This window comes from Tahibacter caeni (assembly GCF_024609805.1).
Taxonomy (GTDB): Bacteria; Pseudomonadota; Gammaproteobacteria; order Xanthomonadales; family Rhodanobacteraceae; genus Tahibacter; species Tahibacter caeni.
On sequence record NZ_JANFVR010000377.1, the window covers coordinates 1 to 4,126 of the forward strand.

At 70.1% G+C, this 4,126-nt stretch carries 4 protein-coding genes; all 4 read right to left on the minus strand.

All coding sequences use genetic code 11. The annotated features are described in order from the left end of the window. Window positions 1-303: 303 nt before the first annotated feature. Window positions 304-1,284: a septal ring lytic transglycosylase RlpA family protein gene (locus tag NON22_RS21055; protein WP_257388948.1), complete on the minus strand. Its 981-nt coding sequence runs from the start codon at window positions 1,282-1,284 to the stop codon at window positions 304-306. Further along, window positions 1,281-2,291: a lytic murein transglycosylase B gene (mltB, locus tag NON22_RS21060; protein WP_257388949.1), complete on the minus strand. Its 1,011-nt coding sequence runs from the start codon at window positions 2,289-2,291 to the stop codon at window positions 1,281-1,283. Before mltB ends, NON22_RS21055 begins: the two co-directional genes overlap by 4 nt. Before the next feature lie 103 nt (window positions 2,292-2,394). Then, window positions 2,395-2,835: a hypothetical protein gene (locus tag NON22_RS21065; protein WP_257388951.1), complete on the minus strand. Its 441-nt coding sequence runs from the start codon at window positions 2,833-2,835 to the stop codon at window positions 2,395-2,397. Between the two features lie 92 nt (window positions 2,836-2,927). After that, window positions 2,928-4,040, minus strand: a complete 1,113-nt coding sequence (gene rodA / locus NON22_RS21070; RefSeq protein WP_257388952.1) for a rod shape-determining protein RodA — start codon at window positions 4,038-4,040, stop codon at window positions 2,928-2,930. Window positions 4,041-4,126 lie beyond the last annotated feature (86 nt).

The window sequence follows — 4,126 nt, forward strand, 5'->3', positions numbered from 1 at the left end:
GTGTGCTCTTCCGATCTCGCCGGCGCGGCCGGACGGGGCGCGGCCGGGGCCGGCGTCTGCGCGGCGGCGAAGCCGGCGCAGGTGGTCAGCAGGAGACTGGCGAGCAGGTTCAAGCGATACGACATGATTCTTCCGTACAGGTGGGCCGGCCGGGACCGGCGTTCAAAGAAAACGGCAAAGCCGGAACGTGCTTTTGCGTTCGCCGCGCGTTCCGCGTCAAGAGGGCGGGCGCCCGCCGGTTTGCCGGCGTTCGGCCACGGCGGCCGCGGCGCGGTGCGGGACGGAAAGGCCGGGTTCGCCACGTCAGTCGATGGCGACGCGCGCTTCGCCGAGGCCGAGCCGGCGCAGGGCCTGGGTCAGGCGGTCGGCTTCATCCACGTCGCGCAGCGGGCCCAGCCGTACGCGACGCACGCTGCGGCCGTTGACCGAGGCCTCGACCACGCGCACGTCGCCGAGCCTGGCCGCCGCGACGCGCTGCGCCGCGCGGTCCGCATTGGCCTGTTCGCCGAATGCGCCGATCTGCAGATAGATGCGCGGCTGCGCCGTCGCGTTCGCGTCGGCCACGGCGGTCGCCGGCGCCGTGGCCCTGGGGCTGACCGGCGTGGTCTTCGGCTGCGGGCGCGGCGGCGTCTTGGCGATGGTCGCGGTGCGCTGTTCGGGTTCGGCTTCGCCGGGCATCAGCGCGCGTACCTCGACGAGACCGGTGCCCTTCGGCCAGACGCCGATCTTGACCGCGGCCGCATAGGACAGGTCGATCAGCCGGTTGTCGTGAAACGGACCGCGGTCGTTGATGCGCACGACCACGCTCTTGCCGTTCTCCAGGTTCGTCACGCGCGCCCAGCTCGGCAGCGGCAGCGACTTGTGCGCGGCGGTAAATTTATACATGTCGTAGGGCTCGAAGCTCGACGTCATGTAGCCGTGGAACTTGTTGCCGTACCACGACGAAATGCCGCGCTCGACGTAGCCGCGCGCGGTCGGCAGCACTTCGTAGCTGCGGCCGAGCACGCTGTACGGCGTGCGGTTGCCGTAGCGCGACGGCGGCTCGTTGCGGGGTTCGGGTTCTTCGATACGACTGACATCGACTGCCTCGCGCGGACCGTCGTCCTGGGCCTGGCGATAGCGTTCCGCCTGGCTGAGGCGCGTTTCGGGCAGATCCGGGGCGTATTGCGGCGTGTTGCCGGTCTGGGTCGGGCGCTGCGCCGCCGGCGGTTCGGGGCGATGGCTTTTCCTGCCGCCGCAGCCGGCGAGCAGCGCGATCGCGAGCAGCAGCAGCGCGCGCTTCACGGCGCGGTGTCCTCGGCGGCGCCGGCGGCGATCTGCTCGGCCAGCTGCTTGACCGCCATCGCGTACATCGGGCTGCGGTTGTAGCGCGTGATCACGTAGAAGTTCTGGAACGTGATCCAGTATTCCGGACCGTCCTCGCCGTCGAGCTTGAGCAAGGTGGCCGGCCGCTGCAGGTCGAACTTCTCGGCCGGTTCGTAGCCCCAGGCGATCAGCTGTTCCAGCGGATAGACCGGCTCGCTGTTGGCCGGCGTGATCTCGCGCGCGCCCTCGGCCGGCTGCACGCGCACGGCGACCGGACCGTTCTGCTCCCAGCCGTGGCCTTCGAAATAGCAGGCGATGCTCGCGACGATGTCGGGCAGCGAATTCCAGAGGTCGATGCGCTCGTCGCCGTCGTAGTCGCGCGCGAACTTCGCGATCGAGCTCGGCATGAACTGGCCCCAGCCCATGGCGCCGGCGTAGGAGCCGCGCAGCTCCTCGATCGGATAGGCCAGGTGGCCGTCGTTGAGCCGCAGCAGCTGCGACAGCTCGCCGCGGAAGAACTTCTCGCGCGGCGGATAGTGGAAGGCCAGGGTGCTCAGCGCGTCGAGCACGCGGTATTTGCCGGTGATCTTTCCGTAGCTGGTTTCCACGCCGATGATCGCGACGACGACGCTCGGCGCGACCTGGAACTCTGCGGCGGCCTTGTCGATCAGCGCGCGATTGTCGCGGTAGAACGCGATGCCGCCGTCGCGGCGCTGCGCGGTCAGGAAGATCGGGCGGTACTCCTTCCACGGCTTGACCGCTTCGGCCGGCCGCGAGATCGCGTCGATGATGCCTTGCTGGAATTCCGCCTTGGCGAGGATCGCGAGTACGGAGTCGGTGTCCAGGCCGTAGTCGCGCGCCTGCTCTTCGGCGAAGGCGCGTTCGGCCGCGCTGGGCGGGGTCGCTTCGGACGCGGAGGCGGAAGGGCCGGGGACGGCGAGCAGCAGGCCCGCCACGGCAGAGAACACTCGGGAAAACGCGGGCATCGAAGCGCCTGGCCACTCGTCTACGCAAACGGGCGCTAGGGTAGCACGCGCATCGCGGACCCAAACCGGCGCCGCAATCACGGTTCCGCCCGCAGGTGCGCGCTCAGCGCAGCAGGCGTAGCGCGGAGGCCTTTTCCAGCAGAGCCTTGATGTCGTCGCGCCAGCGCCGCGCCGCCGGCGGCGCCTCGGGCGGCCCCTGCAGCGGTTCGGCCTTGGGCGTGGCGACCTGGCCTTCCTGGGCATAGCGCAAGGCGTCGATCGCGAGCCGGTCCCAGCGCAGGAACTGGGCCACCGGCACGAGCACCCAGGGACTGCGTTCGCCGGCCTGTCCCAACGGCGCCCAGGCCGTCGCGCCCGGCAGGGCCAGCGCCTGTTCGCGCGCGCGGCCCTGCAGGCGGAACGCCATGCCGGGCAGCATGTAGAACAGAAACGCCGTGCCGTTCACCTGCACCGAGGGCTTACCGTAGAGGCTGCCGGCGACGGCGTCGTGCTCGCGCGCCATGAAGTCGGAGATGGTGTCGTAGCGGGTGCGGGCGTTGGCCATCTCTGCGCATGCCTCCCTGAACGATGCGGACGCGGCCGTCCGGCGGTGCCGCGCCGATGCTACGCCCATTTGGCCGCGGTCGCGTGGGCCGCTCAGCGCACGAGCTTGCGGTGCGCGTGAATCGACATCAGCACGCCGAAGCCGGTCAGCAGGCTGACGGCGGAGGTGCCGCCGTAGCTCACGAGCGGCAGCGGTACGCCGACGACGGGCAGCAGGCCGGTGATCATGCCGCCGTTGACCATGACGTAGACGAAGAACGACATGCCGATCGAGCCGGCGAGCAGGCGCGAATAGGTGTCGCGCGCGTTGGCCGCGATCCACAGGCTGCGGCCGATGATGAACACGTACAGCGAGATCAGCAGCAGCACGCCGATGAGGCCGAATTCCTCGCTGAACACCGAGAACACGAAGTCGGTCGTGTGCTCGGGCAGGAATTCCAGGCGCGACTGGCTGCCCTGGTGCCAGCCCTTGCCGAATACGCCGCCGGCGCCGACGGCGATCTCGGACTGGATGATGTGCCAGCCGTTGCCGAGCGGGTCGGATTCGGGGTTCATGAACATGCGCACGCGGTTGCGCTGGTATTCGTGCAGGAAATGCCAGGCCACCGGCGCGGCTGCGCCGGCCAGGCCGAGCAGGCTGCCGATGCGCCACCAGGACAGGCCCGACAGGAACAGCGCGAATGCGCCGCTCGCGGCGACGAGCAGCGAGGTGCCGAGGTCCGGCTGTTCGGCGATCAGGCCGGCCGGGACGCCGATGATCACGGCGACGGCGAACAGGTCGCGCCAGCCCGGCGGCAGAGTCCGCGCATGCAGGTACCAGGCGACCATCATAGGCGTCGCGAGCTTGAGCAGCTCCGACGGCTGGAAGCGCACGACCTTGAGATCGAGCCAGCGGTTGGAACCGCGCCCTTCGCCGACGAGTTCGACGAGCACGAGCAGCACGACGCCGACGACGTAGAACCACGGCGTCCAGTTGCGCAGGCTCGACGGCGGAATGCGCGACATGACGATCAGCGCGACGCCGCCCATCAGGAAGCGCGCACCCTGGTTCAGTACGATTGACGCGTCCTTGTCGCCGGCGCTGTACAGCGTGACGAGGCCTATGCAGCCGACGAGCATCAGCGCGAGCAGCAGGGGCAGGTCGACGTGCGGGCGGCGCAGCTGCGCCTTGGCCGTCGCGGCGATGCGGTCGAGGCTCAGCGCCATCAGCGTCCGGCTCCCGCGGCCGGCCGCACCGCGGCTGCCGTCGTCGTCGTGGTGGGGGCCGCGGCCGCCGGAACCGCCGCCGGCTG